Origin of the sequence: Xanthomonas arboricola pv. populi (assembly GCF_002939945.1) — a bacterium.
Classification (GTDB): Bacteria; Pseudomonadota; Gammaproteobacteria; order Xanthomonadales; family Xanthomonadaceae; genus Xanthomonas; species Xanthomonas arboricola_A.
The window spans coordinates 393,690-411,065 of record NZ_MDEB01000001.1 but is presented as its reverse complement, the minus strand read 5'-3'; the positions used below and the strand labels follow the sequence as shown (position 1 = coordinate 411,065).

Annotated in this window: 13 protein-coding genes; 7 read left to right on the top strand and 6 right to left on the bottom strand. The window is 65.9% G+C overall.

Annotated elements, in window-relative coordinates; all coding sequences use genetic code 11:
• Positions 1–25 precede the first annotated feature (25 nt).
• The 4 genes from XaplCFBP3123_RS02015 to XaplCFBP3123_RS02000 are packed head-to-tail and all read right to left on the bottom strand — an operon-like array spanning position 26 to position 4,728.
• The gene (locus tag XaplCFBP3123_RS02015; protein ID WP_104532583.1) at positions 26–1,060 is read right to left on the bottom strand and encodes a Csu type fimbrial protein; all 1,035 of its coding nucleotides are present in this window, start codon (positions 1,058–1,060) and stop codon (positions 26–28) included.
• The gene (locus tag XaplCFBP3123_RS02010; RefSeq protein ID WP_104532582.1) at positions 1,057–3,408 is read right to left on the bottom strand and encodes a fimbria/pilus outer membrane usher protein; all 2,352 of its coding nucleotides are present in this window, start codon (positions 3,406–3,408) and stop codon (positions 1,057–1,059) included. The genes XaplCFBP3123_RS02015 and XaplCFBP3123_RS02010 overlap by 4 nt, the downstream gene beginning before the upstream one ends.
• 16 nt (positions 3,409–3,424) lie before the next feature.
• On the bottom strand, positions 3,425–4,195 hold the full coding sequence (locus XaplCFBP3123_RS02005) for a fimbrial biogenesis chaperone (protein ID WP_104532581.1): 771 nt from the start codon (positions 4,193–4,195) through the stop codon (positions 3,425–3,427).
• An 8-nt stretch (positions 4,196–4,203) separates the two neighbouring features.
• Complete coding sequence (locus XaplCFBP3123_RS02000) at positions 4,204–4,728, bottom strand: Csu type fimbrial protein (RefSeq protein ID WP_429001603.1); 525 nt, start codon at positions 4,726–4,728, stop codon at positions 4,204–4,206.
• Between the two features lie 319 nt (positions 4,729–5,047).
• Here XaplCFBP3123_RS02000 and map point away from each other — a divergent pair, with 319 nt between their 5' ends.
• The 7 genes from map to asnB all read left to right on the top strand — a co-directional run bounded on the left by map (position 5,048) and on the right by asnB (position 13,676).
• Positions 5,048–5,824, top strand: coding sequence for a type I methionyl aminopeptidase (gene map, locus XaplCFBP3123_RS01995; RefSeq protein WP_104532579.1), 777 nt, complete (start codon positions 5,048–5,050; stop codon positions 5,822–5,824).
• Complete coding sequence (locus tag XaplCFBP3123_RS01990; RefSeq protein ID WP_104532578.1) at positions 5,821–8,433, top strand: [protein-PII] uridylyltransferase; 2,613 nt, start codon at positions 5,821–5,823, stop codon at positions 8,431–8,433. Before map ends, XaplCFBP3123_RS01990 begins: the two co-directional genes overlap by 4 nt.
• 17 nt (positions 8,434–8,450) lie before the next feature.
• Positions 8,451–9,617: a 2,3,4,5-tetrahydropyridine-2,6-dicarboxylate N-succinyltransferase gene (gene dapD, locus XaplCFBP3123_RS01985; RefSeq protein WP_104532577.1), complete on the top strand. Its 1,167-nt coding sequence runs from the start codon at positions 8,451–8,453 to the stop codon at positions 9,615–9,617.
• Positions 9,614–10,087 carry a hypothetical protein gene (locus XaplCFBP3123_RS01980; protein WP_104532576.1) on the top strand — a complete coding sequence of 158 codons (474 nt, stop codon included), beginning with the start codon at positions 9,614–9,616 and terminating at the stop codon, positions 10,085–10,087. The genes dapD and XaplCFBP3123_RS01980 overlap by 4 nt, the downstream gene beginning before the upstream one ends.
• Positions 10,084–10,440 (top strand): arsenate reductase, encoded by a 357-nt coding sequence (locus XaplCFBP3123_RS01975; RefSeq protein ID WP_104532575.1) that lies wholly within the window; start codon positions 10,084–10,086, stop codon positions 10,438–10,440. Before XaplCFBP3123_RS01980 ends, XaplCFBP3123_RS01975 begins: the two co-directional genes overlap by 4 nt.
• A gap of 112 nt (positions 10,441–10,552) precedes the next feature.
• The gene (dapE, locus tag XaplCFBP3123_RS01970; RefSeq protein ID WP_104532574.1) at positions 10,553–11,686 is read left to right on the top strand and encodes a succinyl-diaminopimelate desuccinylase; all 1,134 of its coding nucleotides are present in this window, start codon (positions 10,553–10,555) and stop codon (positions 11,684–11,686) included.
• A gap of 295 nt (positions 11,687–11,981) precedes the next feature.
• A complete protein-coding gene (gene asnB, locus XaplCFBP3123_RS01965) occupies positions 11,982–13,676 on the top strand; it encodes an asparagine synthase B (RefSeq protein WP_104532573.1) in 1,695 nt (564 codons plus the stop codon).
• 69 nt (positions 13,677–13,745) lie between these two features.
• On the opposite strand, the gene hpaM is transcribed toward asnB, so the two are convergent.
• Positions 13,746–14,795, bottom strand: coding sequence for a type III secretion-associated outer membrane-bound protein HpaM (gene hpaM / locus XaplCFBP3123_RS01960; protein WP_104532572.1), 1,050 nt, complete (start codon positions 14,793–14,795; stop codon positions 13,746–13,748).
• Between the two features lie 241 nt (positions 14,796–15,036).
• Positions 15,037–17,181, bottom strand: a complete 2,145-nt coding sequence (locus XaplCFBP3123_RS01955) for a TonB-dependent siderophore receptor (protein ID WP_104532571.1) — start codon at positions 17,179–17,181, stop codon at positions 15,037–15,039.
• Between the last annotated feature and the right edge of the window lie 195 nt (positions 17,182–17,376).

Genomic DNA, 17,376 nt, shown 5'->3' with positions numbered 1-17,376 from the left:
CCCCCTACACGAACTTTATTAACTGTCAGTAAGTGATGGAGACGGTCACCGTGTCGTTGTAGGTGCCCGCAATGGGCTGCTGCGGTGCCGGCGCGCGACCATAGACGGTCACCGTCTGGGCGACTCCGTTGCCGGTGCCGCTGAGCGTATCGATGCCGATGCTGGTGCCCCAGCGGTTGCTGCGGCCGGCGTCCCGATACAGCTCGTAGACGATGTAGTTGGCACTGCTGGCATGGCGCATGCGCCGCATGCTGCCGGCGGCATTGATGCCCTCGCCCAGCCCGATATTCCAGGCGGTGCGGTTGGTGCACGACAGGCTGATGGTGGAGGTGCGGTCGATGGCCGTATCGATGGTGCCGGCGATGCTGCCGAAATCCAGGTCGGTGGTGACGTAGGTATTGCAGCGGGCCGGCACGTTGGCCGAGGCGGTGAAGGGGAAGGCATTGCTGGCGGTCTTGGCGCCGCTGCCGCCGGCCGTGCAACTGCTGGGCAGCGGCGGGACACCGATGACGCTCTCGTTGTAGGAGTAGCGCAGCACGGTGTCGGCACCACCGAAGCTGCTGGTGTGGTTGCCGACCGACAGGATCTGGTTGGCCGGAATGCGCCCATAGACAGTGATGGTGGCCGTCTGCGAGCCGCCGGTGAGCACCGGAACGCCGTAGGACAGCGTCAGCACGCGCGGCGAGGGCGTCGTCGACCCGGTGGCGCCCCAGATCTGGGTGCGTGTGGCCTCGCTGTAGATCTGGAAGTCCAGGCCGTCGCCGGTGGGGTTGAGCATGCGGCGCGGCGCGTACAGCCCGTTGCTGGCGCTGCCCGGCCCGAGGTCCAGGCACAGACTCACCTGGGCATAGCCCAGCACGCTGAGCGCGGCGGTCGCGCAGGTGACGTTGAGCGTCGCCACCGCATCGGTGGTGCCGTTGGCCGCCACATTGCCGAACGCCAGCGGGGTGCCGAGAGTGACGCTGCAGGTCGTGTCCGCGCGCGCATTCTGGTTGGGTGCAAGCCACAACGTGGCGATCGCCAGCGCGAGCGTCAGGCGCCAGAGTACGGGCAGGCTCATGGGGTGTTCTGCTCGAGGACGCAGGGCAGCGGGCCGACCCGCGGAATGCCGCCGGGGTTGGCCGGGTAGGTGAACCGCGCGCTGCAGCGGCCAGTGGGTAGCTCGACCATGATGCGGTTGTCGATCTGCAGGTTGTCCAGATAGGTCTCGCCGTCATAGCCGACCACCACGCGTTCGGCATCGCCTTCGCGCTGCACCACGCTGCCGACCGGCAATGGCGCGCCCTGGGCGTCGTGCAGCACGATCATGGCCGCGCGTACCCGGGTGATGCCGAAGCGCACCGCCACCCCGGACTGCTGGCGCGGCGTTACCGCGGTGTCGACGCGGTCCACGCGCAGGTCCGCCGGCAGGTCCAGGGTATCGATGGACAGCTGGTTGCGCTGCCACGACTGCAGCGGGGTGACCAGCAGCATCCCGCGCGCGTCGGTGACGCCGATCAGGCGATTCTCCAGCCGCACCGGAATGCCGGGCTGGCCGTCCGTGGACACCACCGCAAAGGCATCCTGGATGTCGCGTGCGGCAAAGCCGCGGCCGTTCATCCACACCAGGCTGCCGCTGGCGCTGGCGTAGCCGAAATTGTCGCCATCCTGGTTGGCGACGCCGAGGTTGTAGCGGCCGATGCGGTTCAACCATCCCAGTTCGGCCAGGCTCCCGCTGGCATCGTCGCCGGCACGCCCCTGCAGCCGCCAACCGATCCCGTCCCGATCGCCGTCGCCGGGCAGCGGCTGGCTGAGGTCGGCCACAAACCCGGTCCGGTCGCCGTTGCGCTGCATCGATGCGCTGGCCTGGCGCAACTCGCCGAACGTGGTCGACAGCGACAGGTACAGGCTGCGGTCGCTGCGCACATCCAGATTCTGGTTGCCGGACAGATTTGCCGCCCAGTTGCGCCCGAAACTGCGCGACCAGAACAGGCTCGCGTAGCGCGAGGTGTCGCCTTGCGGGTAGCTCAGCCGCACATAGCTGGTGCCCAGAGAGCCGATCGGATTGACGTTGATGCCGAACACCGCGCGGTCGCTGATGCGCGCCGGCAATGCACCCTGCAGCGCGCCCAGGTCGCGGTAGTCGCCGTGGGTGCGCTGGGTGCCGACAGTGAAGTTGAAGCGACGGTTGTTCCAGGCATACCCCAGCACGTACTGGCCGCCGCGCAGCGCATCCATCCCGCTATACGCGTAGGCCGCGTTGACCACGCCACCCACGCCAAGCAGCCACACGCCGCCGGCACCGGCATTGACCACGCCGCCGCCGGCTTCGGCATGCGCCTCGATGGTGAAATCGTCGCGCAATCCCTTGCGCAGGGTAGCGCTGGCGACCGTACGCGCATCGTAGGAAAACGAGCGCACCCCATAGTCCTGGCGCAGATGGCCGATGCCGACCGACCACTCGGAAATGCCACGGGCCAACAGCTGCGGCGTGCCATAGAACGCGAAGTCCAGCCGGCGCACCTGGCCGAACGCATCGGTCACCACGATCTGCGCCTGTCCGGTACCGCTGATGCCTGGTTGCGCGGCCAGCTGGAACGGGCCGGCCGGCACCTGTCCGCTGTACTGGCGCAGGCCATCGACGTAGAGCTCCACGGTCGACGGCACCACCGCCTCGCCCAGAAAGCTTGGTGTGGGGGTGAGCACGCGGTACGGCTGCAACGCGTAATTGCGGCCGATCTGCACCCCGCCCAGGCGGATCGAGCGGCTCCAGTCGACAAAGCCGCTGTAGAAATCGCCGACCGTCAGGCTGGTGGCGCTGTCGGGGAAATCCATTTGCCAGGCGCTGTCCAGGCGCACCGCTTCGCTGCGCCAGCGCTGATCCTGCGGGCGGTCGTAGGCGAGGAACACCGCGGTGGTGTCGACCATGCCGCGGCCGATGCCGAACCCGCGCAACTCGGTCGCCAGCGACACGCTGCTGGCCCCGGCGTTGCGCGTGGCATAGAAATCGTAGTTCAGCAGCATGCCTGGTGAGGCGGTGGCGCTGGCCGGTGCGACCTGTTCGGCCTTGAGCACCGTGGTGGAGAGCGACAGCTGCGCCAGCGGCACCTGCAGCGCCAGTCGCTGCAGTGCGGCGTCGTAGCGCACTTCCACGTCGGGCAGGCCATCCAGGTCGACCAGCTCGCTGGCGGCGCGGTCGGCCAGGATGAAGCCCAGCTTGCGCAGCGTGTCGACCGAACCGCGCAGGTGGCCGTCCACCAGTTCGAACGGAGCCAGGCCACGGTCGGCTTGATTGAGGGTGACGTCCAGATACAACGTCTGCTGCAGGTCGGCCACGCTTTGCGGCGCCTGATCGGGCAGTGGCGCCATATCGGCCAGATCGCCGGAGGCGGCATGTGCCAGGCAGGTGACGGTTGCAAGCAGCGTCATCGCCAGCCGGCCCGCATCACGGCGCTGCTGGCGCGGCCAACAAGGTGCGTTCGTCCGCCTCACCATTGATCCTTGCGATGATGGTGCCGCGGCCGAACTGGGCCAGGGGCGCGCCCAGCGACCAGCGCATGGTCTGGCCGGGCAGGACATAGCCCACCAGCCCGTTCAATGCGGTCTTGGTCGCGCCATCGATCCGATGCTGCAGATCGGCGACCTGGGCGTGCCCATTGCCGGTGTTGCTGATCTGGATCTGCGCATTGCCATCGCTGCCGGCAATCACCTGTGTGCTCAAGATTGGCGTGGATTCGGTCTTGCCCGGCGGCAGCAGGAAGATCGGCACCGAGTAGCGCAATACGAACTGCATGCCCTTGAGATCCGCATCGGAGCTGGGCAATTCGTCGACGATGATGCGGTAGCAGGCTTCCTCGCTGGCCGGTGCGGGCCCGGCGCGAATCACGCGAATCAATTGACGCTCGCCGGCGGCCAGCGTGCGCATCGGTGGGCTGACCAGCAGTTCCTGGGTCGGGTCGAGCTGATCCTTGCCGTCCCGCTGGGTCCAGCGATAGGCGCGGGTCTGCACCTGCACCGGCGCGCTGCCGTTGTTGCTCAGCCAGAGCCCATGGGCGGACTGCTGTGCGCTCAGCGTCAGCGAGGTCGGTGCCAGCTGCAGGCTGGCCGCATGGGCCGGCGGCAGCGGCAAGCCGCTGCCAAGCGCCAGCGTCAGGCTCAATCCGGTCGTGACCAGCCAGGCCGGCATCCGGTACGACAGGCGGTGGTGCAATGGCATGCGCGCGCTCAGTAGACGATCGTGGCGGTGATGGTGTCTTGGTAGGTACCGGTCGCGGGATTGTTGGCGGACGGGTTGGTCACGCGGCCGTAGACCGGATAGACCTGGTTGATGCCGGTGGCGGTGCGGCTCAGCGTATTGGTGCCGGTCGTGCTGCCCCACACCGTGCTGCGGCCCAGATCCTGGTACAGCTGGTAGGCGATGAAGTTGTTGGCGGTGATCAGCGCATCGGTGTTCTTCATGCGGCGGGTGGTGACGTCGTTGGCGGTGCCGGCATTGCTGCCCGCGCTCAACGCGATGTTGTACGGGGTCAGCGCGGTGCAATGGGCGGTCACGCTGCCGTTGGCGTCGGCATTGGTGGTCGAGGTGGACAACACCGAGCCGAAGTCGACGTCCGTCGCGGAGGCGGCGGTGATGGTGCAGGCCTTGGTGACGGCGATCTTGACATTGAATGTGGTGGTGTCTGCTGCAGTGGCAACGCCAATGGTCGAGAGCAGGCCGAGGGACAGCAGGACAGGGCGGACAATACGCATGGACATTTCCTTGACCGGTCTGGTCATTGGTGACGCGACGACTCGTCGCGCTTCCTCCAATGCACCAGTTGTGCCAAAGATTACCCTGAATGATTTGGCTATCTCACTGTTTAAACTAAGAGTTTTTCGCGAAAGTGGGATGTCTTTCGGATGACTCCGCTGACGCATTTTTTGACGTGCGCGGTAGTGCGTCACAGATGAATACGCGGTGCCGCCGGTTTCCTGCTGCCGCGTCCGTTTCGCAGGTTCATCCTCCGCAGCGCAAAAAACGCCTGCGCAGGCCGTTCAGATTCAGCTCGAATCGGCGATAATTGCGGTCATGAGCGTCAATCTGAAAACCAAAGAAGAAATCGAACTGATGCGCGTCGCCGGCCGTCTGGCCGCCGAGGTGCTCGATGTCGTGGGTCCCTACGTGCAAGCGGGCGTGACCACGGCCGAGCTGGACCGCATCTGCCACGACCACATCGTCAACGTGCAGGGAACCATACCTGCCAACGTCGGCTATCGCGGCTTTCCCAAGAGCGTGTGCACCTCGGTCAACAACGTGATCTGTCACGGCATCCCGAGCGCGGCCAAGGTCCTGAAGGACGGTGACATCGTCAATATCGACGTCACTGTCATCAAGGACGGCTGGCATGGCGACACCAGCCGCATGTATTACGTCGGCACGCCGTCGGTGATGGCCAGACGCCTGGTCGATACCACCTACGAGGCGATGTGGCGGGGCATCCGCGCGGTCAAGCCGGGCGCAACGCTGGGCGATGTCGGTCACGCGATCCAGAAATTTGCCGAAGCCGAGCGCTTCAGCGTGGTGCGCGACTACTGCGGCCACGGCATCGGCAAGGTCTACCACGACGAACCGCAGGTGATGCATTACGGCCGTCCCGGCGAAGGCCTGGTGCTCAAGCCCGGCATGACCTTCACCATCGAACCGATGATCAACGAAGGCACCTATCACCATAAGACCCTGCCGGACGGCTGGACCGTGGTGACCAAGGACCGCAAGTTGTCCGCCCAGTGGGAACACATGGTCGCGGTGACCGAAGACGGCGTGGACGTGCTGACGCTGTCGCCGAACGCTCCCGCTCCGGTATGACGGCCACGCCGGCGGACCGACCCGACCCGGGTGTCGCCGGCGATGCCGAGTGGGCCGCGCAAGCGCGCCCGCTGCTGGTGCATGCCGACATGCGCCTGTGCAAGCGCTTCGATCAGGGTGAGCCGATCGAGCGCCTGGTGGCCCTGCGCGCGCGCGCGGTCGATCAATTGATGCGCAATGCGTGGACGCGCTGCATCCCGGCCGATGCCGGGCTGTCGTTGCATGCCGTGGGTGGCTATGGGCGCGGCGAACTGTTCCCGCGCTCGGATGTGGATGTGCTGGTGCTGGGCGAGACCGGCGTGCAGCAACAGCACGAGCAGGCCCTGGCGCGGTTGTTCGCCTTGCTGTGGGATGTAGGCCTGCCGATCAGCCACGCGGTGCGCTCGCCGGCGCAGTGCACCGCAGCGGCCGCCGACCAGACGGTGCTGACCGCCTTGATCGAATCGCGCCCGCTGGTGGCCGGCAGCCAGGCGCGTGCCGCCCTGGTGGCCGCGATTTCGCCGCAACAGGTGTGGCCGGCGCGCGAGTTCTTCCAGGCCAAGCGCGAAGAGCTGCTGGCGCGGCATCAACGCTTCGGCGATACCGCCGACAATCTCGAACCGGATATCAAGGACGGCCCCGGCGGTCTGCGCGATCTGCAGACGTTGGGCTGGATGGCGCTGCGCGCGTTCGGGGTCAAGGATCTGGAGGCGCTGGTCGGACTCGGCCATGTCGGTTTCGACGAGGCCGCAGCGTTGCGGCGCGAACGCGAGGAGCTGGCGCGGTTGCGGTTCGGCTTGCACCTGGTCGCCAAACGGCCGGAAGAGCGGCTGGGGTTCGATTACCAGAAGACGCTTGCCCAGCGGCTGGGCTTTGCCGACGACCCGGAAAGCCTGGGCGTGGAAAAGATGATGCAGCGCTTCTACCGCAGCGCGGCGTTGATCCGCCGCATCAGCGACCGCTTGCTGCAGCGCTTCGAAGAACAATTCGATGGCGAAGCGGTGCCGGAGCCGCTCGGCGAGGGCTTCAGCCTGCGCCGCGGTTATCTGGCTGCGGATGCAGAGGACTGGCCGGCCGGCGATGTGCTGCAGGTCTTTGCGCTGTTCGCGCAGTGGGCGGCGCATCGCGAGGTACGCGGGCTGCATTCGCTGACCGCGCGCGCGCTGGCCGAGGTGCTGCGCGAGTTGCCGGCCTACGACGTGGCCGATGCGACCGCGCGCGACCGCTTCATGGCGTTGCTGCGCGGCCCGCGGGCGGTGGAGTCGCTCAACCGCATGGCGCGCCTGGGCGTGCTGGGCCAGTGGATTCCGGCATTCGCCAGCGTGTCCGGGCGCATGCAGTTCGACCTGTTCCATGTCTACACGGTGGACCAGCACACCTTGATGGTGCTGCGGAACATCTCGCTGTTTGCCGCCGGTCGCGCCGACGAGCGTTTTTCGATCACCCACGAAGTCTGGCCGCGCCTGCGCAAGCCGGAATTGCTGCTGCTGGCCGGCCTGTTTCACGACATCGCCAAGGGCCGCGGCGGCGATCATTCCGAGCTGGGCGCGGTGGATGCGCGCATGTTCTGCCAGGCGCATCGGCTCAGCGAAGGCGATACCGCGCTGGTGGCCTGGTTGGTGGAACAGCATCTGCGCATGTCGGTGACCGCGCAGAAGCAGGACATCTCCGACCCGGAGGTGATCCATCGTTTCGCCACCTTGGTCGGCACGCGCGAGCGTCTGGACCATCTGTATCTGCTGACCTGCGCCGATATCGCCGGCACCAGTCCCAAGCTGTGGAACGCGTGGAAGGACCGGCTGCTGGCCGACCTGTACTTCGCCGCGCGGCGCGCACTGCGCGAGGGCCTGGAACATCCGCCGCCGCGCGAAGAGCGCCTGCGCGAAGCGCGCGAATCGGCACGCGCGCTGATGCAGGCGCAAGGCCACGACGATGCCACCATCGACCGCCAGTTCGCCGGGATGCCGGACGAGAATTTTTTGCGATTCCGTCCCGAGCAACTGGCCTGGCAGGCGGTCTCGCTGATCGAAGTGCAGATCGGCCAGACCACGGTCAAGGCGCGCCGCGCGGTGCCGGACAACGACGCGCTGGAAGTCTTCGTGTACTCGCGCGACCGCGATGGCCTGTTCTCCGCGATCGTCGCCACGCTGGATCGCAAGGGCTACGGCATCCACCGCGCACGCGTGCTGGATGCACCCAACGATGCCATCTTCGACGTGTTCGAAGTGCTGCCGCAGGACAGCTCCGCCGATGGCGACCCGCAGCGTCTGGCCGCGGCCTTGCGCCAGGTGCTGGCCGGCGATCTGCACAAGGTGCGGCCCTCGCGGCGTGCGGTGCCGCGTCAGTTGCGCCACTTCCGGTTTGCGCCGCGCGTGGAATTCAGCGAAAGCGCCGGCGGCCGCCGCACCCGTATCAGTCTGGTGGCACCCGACCGCCCTGGCTTGCTGGCCGATGTGGCCAACGTGCTGCGCCTGCAACATCTGCGCGTGCACGATGCGCGCATCGCCACGTTTGGCGAGCGTGCCGAAGACCAGTTCCAGATCACCGACGAGCACGACCGCCCGTTGTCCGAATCCGCCCGGCAGGCGCTGCGCGATGCGCTGTGCGCCTGCCTCGATCCCACCCAGTAGTCCGTTCGGAGACCCCCATGGCCACCAGCAAGAAGATCGCGCGCAAGCAGGGCGCGACCACCACCAGCGCAGCGCCCGAGCGCGCGACAAGCAAAAGCGGCAAGGCGCGTCAGGCACCGGCCGTCGACAAGCGCAAGACCACGGCGGCGGCTGGCAAGCCTGTTGCCGCCAGCAAAAGCGTCGCCAAGAACGTGACCAAGAAAAGCGCGACCAGGCCGGCGGCCAGTGCAACCCCGCGCGAGGCCAAGCAGCCGACCAGCGTGGTGTCCGCACCGGCTGCCAAGAAGGCTGCAGCTGCGAAGAAACTGCCGATCGCCGAAAAGGCCGTGCGCAGCGCTGCAACGCCGGTGGGCAATGACGAACTCAAGTTCGGTATCGAAAGCGCGTTCGAGCGCCGCGCCAGCTTGACCGTCGACGAGATCGACGGCTCCACCCGCGCCATCGTCACCCGCGTCATCGACGGCCTGGAGAGCGGCGAGTTCCGCGTCGCCGAGCCGGACGGGCAGGGCGGCTGGACCGTCAACGCGTGGCTGAAGAAGGCCGTGCTGCTGTATTTCCGCGTTAACGAGATGGCGGTCATCGACGCGCAGCCGGCACCGTTCTGGGACAAGGTGGAGTCGCGTTTTGCCGGCTTCGGCGAGGCCGAGTTCCGCAAGGCCGGCGTGCGCGTGGTGCCGGGTGCGGTCGCGCGTCGCGGCAGCTATTTCGGCAAGGACGTGGTGCTGATGCCGAGCTTCACCAATATCGGCGCCTATGTGGGCGAAGGCACCATGGTCGATACCTGGGCCACGGTAGGGTCCTGCGCGCAGATCGGCGCGCATTGCCATCTGTCCGGTGGCGCCGGCATCGGCGGCGTGCTCGAACCGCTGCAGGCCAGCCCGACCATCATCGAGGATCATTGCTTCATCGGTGCGCGTTCGGAAGTGGTCGAAGGCGTGGTGATCGGTCACCACAGCGTGATCGGCATGGGCGTGTTCATCAGCCAGAGCACGCGCATCTACAACCGCGCCACCGGCGAGATTTCCTACGGCTACGTGCCGCCTTACAGTGTGGTGGTGTCCGGCCAGCTGCCGTCCAAAGATGGCTCGCATTCGCTGTATTGCGCGGTGATCGTCAAGCAGGTGGATGCCAAGACGCGCAGCAAGACCAGCGTCAACGAATTGCTGCGCGGCCTGGCCGATTGAGTACCGCGCAGCCTGCGCGCGGCACCATGCTGTCGCGGCCGCTCAGTGGCTGGGTCCGTTGGGGCATCCCGGCCCTGTGGTTGGGATGGGTGGCGCTCTACGTGGCCGGCTCGCTGGCGCGCGATGGCGTGCCGCAGCAGCTGGAGGTCCTGCGTTGGCTGGCGCCTGCACTGGTGGTGCTGATGACCCTGCGTCTGGCATGGGCATCCAGCCGCTGGGCGCAGGTCCGCGATGCGGGCGATGCACTGGAGATCGTGCAGCAAGGACGGTCGCAGCGCGTGGACCTGGCCGAGTTGCGCTCGGTCGATGCGGCATGGCTGATTCCGCCACGGCGGATGGCGCTGAAATTCCACGGCACACGCGCCGATGTGGTGTTCCTGCCCGCACGCGGGCAGGAACGCGATCAATTGGCAAGCACCCTGTTGGCGCGTGCAAGCGCGCGCCGCGGAGTCGAAAAGGGGATGAGATGACCACGCTCTACGGATTGAAGAACTGCGACACCTGCAAGAAGGCGACCAAGTGGCTGGACCGCTTCGGCGTGGCCTACACCTTCGTCGATTACCGCGAGCACACACCCGCACCGGAGACGCTGGTGGACTGGGCCGGCAAGGCCGGCGGATTCGAGGCCCTGATCAACAAGTCCTCGACCACCTGGCGCCAGCTGCCCGACAACAAGAAGACGCCCGGTTCGGACGCCGAATGGAAGCTGCTGCTGCGCGAATACCCGCAATTGATCCGCCGCCCGGTGGTGGTGAACGACGATGGCGCGCTCAGTCAGGGCTTCTCCGACAACGGGTTCAAGGCACGGTTCGACATCGCCTGATGGCGCCACCGCGTCATCGGTTCGCACAGACCTGTGCGGGACGGGCGCTTGGAAGGCAGACTGCCTGCTGATGCCCGCGGCCCAGGTGCATCTTTTTATCGGAAGAACGAACATGACCAGCGACGTACTGCAATTGGCCTGCGAGCTGATCGCACGCGCTTCGGTGACACCGGACGATGCCGGCTGTCAGGCTGTGATTGCCCAGCGCCTGGAGGCTGCCGGATTCGCCTGCGAGCACCTGCGCCTGGGCGAGGTCGACAACCTGTGGGCCACGCATGGCAGCGGTGCGCCGGTGCTGGTGCTGCTCGGGCACACCGATGTGGTGCCGCCGGGCCCGCGCGAGGCGTGGACCAGCGATCCGTTCGATCCGCAGATCCGCGATGGTGTGCTGTACGGGCGCGGCACGGCCGATATGAAGGGAAGCGTGGCCGCCTTCGCGATCGCTGCCGAACAGTTCGTCGCTGCCCATCCGCAGCATGCCGGCACGCTGGCGGTGTTGCTGACCTCCGATGAAGAAGGCGATGCCATCGACGGCGTGCGGCGCGTGGCCGAGCTGTTCCGCGGGCGCGGGCAGGCGATCGACTGGTGCATCACCGGCGAGCCCTCGTCCACCGAACGGCTGGGCGACCTGTTGCGCGTTGGTCGCCGCGGCAGTCTGTCCGGCACGCTGGTCGTCAAGGGCGTGCAGGGGCACGTGGCGTATCCGCACAAGGCGCGCAATCCGATCCATCTGGCCGCGCCGGCATTGGCCGAGCTGGTGGCGCGGCAGTGGGACCAGGGCTTCGAGAGTTTTCCGCCGACCAGCCTGCAGGTGTCGAACATCCATGCCGGCACCGGCGCCAACAACGTGATTCCGGGCGAGCTGCAGGTGGCCTTCAATCTGCGCTACACCCCGCTGTGGGATGCGCCGCGGCTGGAAGCGGAAATCACCGCATTGCTGGATCGCCACGGGCTGGACTATGCGCTGCGCTGGCATCGCAGCGGCGAGCCGTTCTACACCCCGGAAGGCCGCCTGCGCAGCGTCGCGCGTGAGGTATTGGGGCAGTTTGCCGGCGCACCGCCGGAGGAAAGCACCGGCGGCGGTACTTCGGATGCGCGCTTCATCGCGCCGCTGGGTGCGCAATGCATCGAGGTCGGCCCGGTCAACGCCAGCATCCACCAGGTCGACGAGCATGTGCGCGTGGCCGATCTGCAAGCCTTGCCGGCGTTGTATCGCCGCCTGATCGAGCGGCTGTTGGTCGATTGACGGAGCAGTTGCCGCCGTCGTTGCCGCTGAAACAGTTGCGCGATCGAAAACGAACGGTTAGCGTCGGTCACATGGTCGTCCAGCTCGCCAACCTCAATAACGCCAACCGCAACACTCTGCGCGCGAACAATCGTGCGCGGCCGATGCGGATCTGCGACTAGGCGAAGTAAAACCAAACGCCCAGGAATCAGAGAACCCGCATCGGCCGATGCGGGTTTTTTTATGGGTGTCATTCTCGTGCAGCACGCTCTTCCACCGGCCGCCAACCCCCGCAGTTTCATCCAGGAGTGTTTCCATGTGTTCCATCTTCGGTATTTTCGGCCTGCAACCCGGTGACGATCTGCAGGCATTGCGCCGGCAGGCGCTGGAATGTTCGCAGCGGCAGCGTCACCGTGGCCCGGACTGGAGCGGCGTGTATGTCGACGCCGGTGCGATCCTGGTGCACGAGCGGCTGGCCATCGTCGACCCGGCCGGCGGCTCGCAGCCCTTGTTGTCAGAAGATGGCGAGCTTGCGCTCGCGGTGAATGGGGAGATCTACAACCATCGCGAGCTCAAACAGGAACTGGTGCAGCCGTACGCCTTCCAGACCGGCTCCGATTGCGAGGTGATTAACGCGCTGTATCGCGAGGATGCGCCGGCCTCCTACCTCAACCGTCTCAACGGCATCTTCGCATTCGCGCTATGGGACAAAGCCTCCGGGCGGGTGATCATTGCGCGCGATCCGATCGGCGTGGTGCCGCTGTACTGGGGCCACGATCGCGAAGGCCGGCTGCGAGTGGCCTCGGAACTGAAGTCGCTCGTGGACGACTGCGCCGATGCGGCGCAGTTCCCGCCCGGCCATTGGTACGACAGCGCCACCGGCGCACTGAGTCGCTACTACGAGCGCTCCTGGCGCGAATACGCCGAGGTGGAAGGCGTGCAGGTGCAACTGCAGGAATTGCGCGAGGCCTTCGAGCGCGCGGTGCATCGTCAGTTGATGACCGATGTGCCGTATGGCGTGCTGCTGTCCGGCGGGCTGGATTCGTCGCTGGTCGCTGCAGTCGCCGCACGCTACGCACGCCATCGCATCGAAGAGAACGACACCACCGAAGCCTGGTGGCCGCGCCTGCATTCGTTCGCGATTGGTTTGAAAGGCTCGCCGGACCTGGCCGCGGCCGAAGTCGCCGCCGCCGCGCTGGGTACCGTGCATCACGGCTTCGAGTACAGCTTCGACGAGGGCCTGGATGCGCTGCCCGAGGTGATCCGCCATATCGAGACCTACGACGTCACCACCATTCGCGCCTCCACGCCGATGTTCCTGCTGGCACGACGCATCAAGGCGATGGGCGTGAAGATGGTGCTGTCGGGCGAAGGCAGCGACGAAATCTTCGGTGGCTATCTGTACTTCCACAAGGCACCCAACGCACGCGAATTCCACGAGGAACTGGTACGCAAGCTGGATGCGCTCAACAACTACGACTGCCTGCGCGCCAACAAGTCGATGATGGCCTGGGGCGTGGAGCCGCGCGTGCCGTTCCTGGATCGCGAGTTCCTGGACGTGGCCATGCGCATGGACGCCAGCTTCAAGATGATCGACAACACCAGCAGCGGCGCCACGCGGATGGAAAAGGGCGTGTTGCGCGAAGCGTTTGCCGGCTATCTGCCCGAATCGATCCTGTGGCGGCAGAAGGAGCAGTTCAGCGATGGCGTGGGCTATGGCTGGATCGATGGACTCAAGGCGCATGCTGCTGCGCATGTGAGCGACCGCGAGCTGGCTGCCGCTTCCAGGCGTTTTCCGGTCAATCCGCCGCAGACCAAGGAAGCGTATTTCTATCGCACGCTGTTCGAGCAGTTCTTCCCCAGCCAGGCGGCTGCCGAGACGGTGCCGGGTGGCAAGTCGATCGCCTGTTCGTCACCGACCGCGATCGCCTGGGATGCCAGTTTCGCCGCGATGGCCGACCCGTCCGGCCGTGCGATTGCCGGCGTGCACGAACAGGCGTTGGCGTCGTAACGCTGCTGCATGCGGAGTTGAAACTCCAGCGGCCGGCATGCGCTCACGCGCTGCCGGCCGCTGCTGCGATCACTCGTGGCGCACGCAATAACCGTAGCGCTGCGGCTCGATATCCACGCCGGCTACATCGGCCTGGTTGTTGCGCCACAGGTTCGGCTTGAAGTCGGCCGCGGTGCAGTTGGCTGCGCGGTCCACACCGATGGTGTAGGTGAACGGCGTACTGGAGAAGCGGTTGTTCTCGAACACGTTGTCCTGGCTCATGCTGTTGTCCCAGCACAGGATTTCCGGCGTGCGATAACGGATGGCACAGGCCAGGAAGACGCCGGCGACCTTGTTGCCGTCGAACTGATTGTTGCTGAAGCGATTGCGGCGCGCGTCGGACAGATAAATGCCCTGGCTGCCGTTACGCTCGAAGCGGTTGTTGCGGATCTCGCTGTCTTCCAGATGTTCGGTGGTCAGGCCTGCGGCCACGTTGTCGTGGATGTAGTTGTTGACCATCGTGACCTTGGCGGTGCGGTTGAACGATACGCCGTCCCAGATCGCGCCGGAGACATCGTTGTTTTCGATGGTGATCTCGCGGGTGTCGTACTCGCTCAGCAGGCAGGCGCTGCGGCACTTGTTGACCTGCAGGCCGGCGAGCCGGATGCCCTGACCGGAACGCACGACCACCGCGCTATTGCTCAGGTACGGACGCTCGGGCATGAATTCCTTGTCGCCGGTGCTGGCGACGATCTGCATGTCTTCGATGCTGACATTGCGGATCACGCCGGTCGGCTGCTGGTTTTCGTAGTCGCCGACCACCAGCGCCGGTTGCTGCACGCCATCGGCCATGCGCACTACGGTGGTCGGGCCCTTGCCGCGCAGGGTGAGGTTGCCGCGGTGGATCGAGACCAGTCCGTTGAGCGGAAATTCGCCTTTTTCCAGGCACAACACCGCAGGCGTATCGCTTTGCGGGAGCTTGTCGATGGCTTTCTGCAGATCCTGCCCTGGGCGCACTTTGGCGGTGCAGGCGGCGACCGGCGCGTCCGGTGGGCCGGACTTGGCGGGCGGCGCTGCCGAGCAGGCAGTGGCAACGAGCAGGGGCAACAGGGCGGAAACGGAGCGGGCAAGCTGAGGCATGCGGATTCCGGTCAGTGGGGGGAGGAGGGCGATCGTGTGAAAACACATTCCATATCGCGACGGCCTCTAGTGTGTCCTACCGGACGTTAAAGTCTGGCTGATTCCGGCCTGCCTGATTCGGCGCAGGTTCATTGCACTGCCGTGGTCGAGGTCGCAACTGCACGTGCGGCGCGCCGCGATGGCCGACGAACGTCACAGTTGTCGCAGTGATAAGACCTGGGCAGGCGCCCGTCTGCCATGCTTAAAAACTGTAAGCCAGCTGCGCGTAGATGCGGCGCGGTTCGCCAGGAAAGTGACCGGTGCGTTCGGTGAATCCGCTGACGGCATAGACCTTGTCGAACAGGTTCTTGACGTTGACCTGCAGTTTCCAGGCATCCCACTGCGTCTGCCAGCTGATGTCGAAGATGGCGTACGGCTTGACGCGCTGACCTTCCAGGCTGACCCGCTCGCCCACGTAGTCGGCGCCGAAGGCAATCGCCGAGTTCCAGGCCGGCAGGTCGTAACGCGTCCACAGACCGAAGGTGTTGCGCGGTGCATTGGCGAAGCGGTCGCCGGACGCATTGGTGATGCCGTTGGTGCCCGCATCGAGCACGCGTGCATCGTTGTAGGCGTAGGTCAGGTTGAGCACCCAGCGTTCGGTGAGGTCGGCCAGCAGATCCACTTCCAGGCCTTCGCTGCGCACCAGGCCGAGCGCGGAGAGCTGATTGACGCCATCGACGATACTGCCGTTGGCCTGCACGATGTTGCTGCGTTCGATGCGGTACAGCGCGGTGTTGAGCGTCAGCCCGCCATCGTTGAGCGCGGTCTTCAGGCCCACTTCCCACTGCGTGCTGCGCTCGGGATCGAACGGCCCGCCGACGCTGCTGTCCTGATTGGCCGCATCCTGCGGCAGGAAGCCGCTGGCATAACTTGCGTACGCGTTGATGCCATCGCGCAGCACGAATGTGCTGCCCACACGCCAGCTGAGATCGTTGCCGGTGACGCGCGAGCCGTCCAGCAAGTTGTCGTCCTTGAAGCCATCCCAACGCAGTCCGGCCATCGCAAACCAGCGCGGCGTCAGCGTGAGTTCGTCCTGCAGATACGCGCCGTAGCGCTGACTGCGCGTGCTGGTGGCGCGCGAGGGCAGGCTGTCCAGACCGTAGTCGTAAAAGCCGCTGCGGCCATACGCCGGGTTGAACAGATCGATGCCCGGCACGGGCCCGCGCACGCGGCCGGTGTCGGCGGTGTTGGCGGTCTGCGCGCGGAAATCCGCATCCAGCCGATAGTAGTCCGCACCCATCAGCAGCTTGTGCTCGATCGCGCCGATGCGGGTGCGGAACACGGCGTTGACGTTGCTGGAGATCGCATCGTTGTCGCGGAACTGATTGCGCAACTGCCGCGTCATCCATTCGGCGGAGCCGTCGCCATCGCGGTCGATCAGGCCCATCGGCTCGTGATAGATCTGATGCTCGTCGTTCTTGAACCAGCGCAGCGCCATGTCCACGTCCCACGCATCGGACGGTGCGAAGCGATACTGCGCGAACGCCACCTTGGCGCGCATGTCCAGGAAATCGGTGGGTTCGTTGTGATTCCAGCGACGGTCGGTGAGGAAGTTGCCGTCGTCGTCCACCGGCACGCCGCGCAGGCGATTGCCGCCCAGGTTCTGGGTGATGTCGGTGTACTGCAAGGTGAGCTCGCCGGTCTGACCGATATCGAGCGCCACCGATGCATCGCCGATCTGGCTCTGGCTATCGGTGTTGCGGCGAAAACCGTCCTCGCCATCGGCATACGCGCCGATGCGGTAGCGAATGCGTCCGTCTTCGCGTGCCGGGCCGGTGGCTTCGAACGAGGCCGCACCGAAGGATTGATTGCCCACCTGCAGCTCTACCCGGCGCGCGGCCTGATGGCCGGGTTTGCGGGTGACGTAATTGATGACGCCACCGGGTTCGCCGCCGCCGTACAACGCACCGGCCGGACCCTTGAGCACTTCCACGCGTTCGATATTGAACAGCTGCGGCACCGAGAAGCCGGCATACGGATCGCCGCGCAATCCGTCGTACAGCACGTTTTCCTGGCGGAATCCGCGCAGGGTGACGCCGGCATAGCTGAAGAAGCTGATGCCGCTGATGCTGCGATACAGATCGGTGATCTGGCGTGCGGCCTGGTCGTCGATCAGTTCGCGCGGCAGTACCTGGACCGACTGCGGAACCAGCGCCAACGGCGTGTCGGTGCGGGTGGCCACTGCGGCGTCGTCGGATTTGTACAGCGTCTGCGCACGGCCGACGACCTCGACGCCATCCAGGTCGGTGACGGTTGCCGAGGTGTTGGCGTGTTGTTGGGCGAAGGCGCGCGGCGAGGGGAAAGCGAAGGCGGCGGCGAGCGCGGTGACAAGGAGCGTGGGGCGCATTGGTCACTAATGGGAATGGTTATCAAATGCATCTTAGCATGTTGTGCTCGCTTGATTGCGCAGGTCGGTGGGCGGGCGTTGCTGCGGGTACCTGGGCGTGCGGATGTGCTGGGTGCGCGGTGCGATCTGCGGAACGCAGACACAGATAACGAAGAGACTCAGAAGTGCAGAAGTGCAGAAGTGCGGAGCATCCCT

Bases quoted from the DNA above. Each gene is read 5' to 3' on its own strand.
- XaplCFBP3123_RS02015 (WP_104532583.1), bottom strand. From the start codon at position 1,060: ATGAGCCTGCCCGTACTCTGGCGCCTGACGCTCGCGCTGGCGATCGCC.
- XaplCFBP3123_RS02010 (WP_104532582.1), bottom strand. From the start codon at position 3,408: ATGACGCTGCTTGCAACCGTCACCTGCCTGGCACATGCCGCCTCCGGC.
- XaplCFBP3123_RS02005 (WP_104532581.1), bottom strand. From the start codon at position 4,195: ATGCCATTGCACCACCGCCTGTCGTACCGGATGCCGGCCTGGCTGGTC.
- XaplCFBP3123_RS02000 (WP_429001603.1), bottom strand. From the start codon at position 4,728: ATGCGTATTGTCCGCCCTGTCCTGCTGTCCCTCGGCCTGCTCTCGACC.
- map (WP_104532579.1), top strand. From the start codon at position 5,048: ATGAGCGTCAATCTGAAAACCAAAGAAGAAATCGAACTGATGCGCGTC.
- XaplCFBP3123_RS01990 (WP_104532578.1), top strand. From the start codon at position 5,821: ATGACGGCCACGCCGGCGGACCGACCCGACCCGGGTGTCGCCGGCGAT.
- dapD (WP_104532577.1), top strand. From the start codon at position 8,451: ATGGCCACCAGCAAGAAGATCGCGCGCAAGCAGGGCGCGACCACCACC.
- XaplCFBP3123_RS01975 (WP_104532575.1), top strand. From the start codon at position 10,084: ATGACCACGCTCTACGGATTGAAGAACTGCGACACCTGCAAGAAGGCG.
- dapE (WP_104532574.1), top strand. From the start codon at position 10,553: ATGACCAGCGACGTACTGCAATTGGCCTGCGAGCTGATCGCACGCGCT.
- asnB (WP_104532573.1), top strand. From the start codon at position 11,982: ATGTGTTCCATCTTCGGTATTTTCGGCCTGCAACCCGGTGACGATCTG.
- hpaM (WP_104532572.1), bottom strand. From the start codon at position 14,795: ATGCCTCAGCTTGCCCGCTCCGTTTCCGCCCTGTTGCCCCTGCTCGTT.
- XaplCFBP3123_RS01955 (WP_104532571.1), bottom strand. From the start codon at position 17,181: ATGCGCCCCACGCTCCTTGTCACCGCGCTCGCCGCCGCCTTCGCTTTC.